This is a genomic window from Hydrogenivirga sp. 128-5-R1-1, assembly GCF_000171895.1.
This window is the reverse complement of record NZ_ABHJ01000408.1, coordinates 1-1,307: the sequence shown is the minus strand read 5'-3', so window position 1 is coordinate 1,307 and position 1,307 is coordinate 1. Positions and strand designations below refer to the sequence as shown.

The following is a 1,307-nucleotide window of genomic DNA, read 5'->3' as shown; positions in this document are numbered from 1 at the left end:
CTTATATTTATCAGTGTTTAGAGGAAATAGACCCATATATTACAGTTCATTTCAATTGGAAGTTTATCTCTTAATTGGTTATTTTAAATTTCTTCTTTTAACATAATTCCTAACAGTATGATAATGAACTCCAAGAATTTTAGCTATACTTGCAATAGATACACCTTTATCAAGAAGTTCTTTTATATACTCTTTTTTATCATCAAGTTTTGAGCTGTAAGACCCTTTAGGACGACCTAATTTTTTACCTTCTGCCTTTCGTTTAGCAAGAGCTTCTTTTGTTCTTTGGCTGATTAATTCCCTTTCTATTTCACTTGCTAAAGAAAAAGCAAAAGTAAGGACCTTACTCTGTATATTATCTTTTAGTTCGTAATTACCCTTTACCACATAAACATTTACTCCCTTTCGTAGTAGTATGGATAGGAGTTCCATAATTTCAAGCATAGACCTGCCAAGTCTGGATAGTTCAGCAACAATAAGGTTATCTCCTGATTGCAGATTATCAATAAGGTCTTTTAGTTTTCTGTTTTTCCAAGATATACGACCACTTACAGCTTCTTCTATAAACTCTACATTTCCAAGTTTTTTATTATTTGCATATTGAAGTATTGCAAACTTTTGATTTTCTAAATCTTGTTTATTTGTTGATACTCTTATGTATGCGTATGTTTTAGGCATTTGATAAAAACTATTTTTTTATTCTTTTTCTGAATTTGATTCTCTAATTACTTTTTCAACGAAATCCACCGGAACATTTAAAATATCTGCTATTTGTTCAGGGGATAAATTTAACTTTTTGTATAAATTTAAAACATCTTCTTTTTTTGTTTCCTCTTTCCCTTTCTTAAAGAAAGGGTCATTTCTTATCATTTCTTCAGTTATAGTCAAAGGCATATCTCTTTCCTCCATAATTAAGGTTAGCTTTTCTTTTAATTTAGGTCTATAGTTTAATGCTATCAATAGCTTTCTAATATAATCTGCTCTTTGTTTTTCTGGTAGCTTTAAAAGTTCGTCAATAAGTGAAAATATATATTTTTCAAAATCTTTAACCTTACATAAAACTGCAAGTATTTTATCTTCTAAATTATCACTTTCTAAAAGTTCTTTACACTCTATTTCTTTTATATCCTTTAGTTCATAGTTAAATTTTAACTTATCTGTTTCTAAAAAATTTGGCATATTGGGTTTTCCATCTCCTACATATAAAACCATTTGTTTAATTGGTTTATTTGGATACCTTTGTTTTAACAGCAAATAATACTCAAGCATTCTAAAGGGCATATTTTTATCGTTTTGTGTTTGAAGCT

1 protein-coding gene and 1 pseudogene are annotated in these 1,307 nt (G+C 28.4%); both read right to left on the bottom strand.

The annotated features are described in order from the left end of the window. Positions 1–78: 78 nt before the first annotated feature. On the bottom strand, positions 79–678 hold the full coding sequence (locus tag HG1285_RS01160) for a recombinase family protein (protein WP_008289464.1): 600 nt from the start codon (positions 676–678) through the stop codon (positions 79–81). 18 nt (positions 679–696) lie between these two features. Further along, positions 697–1,307 (bottom strand): annotated as a pseudogene (locus tag HG1285_RS20060) (hypothetical protein); the annotation flags it as partial.

Coding starts and splice junctions, on each gene's coding strand:
- HG1285_RS01160 (WP_008289464.1), bottom strand. CDS start 678: ATGCCTAAAACATACGCATACATAAGAGTATCAACAAATAAACAAGAT.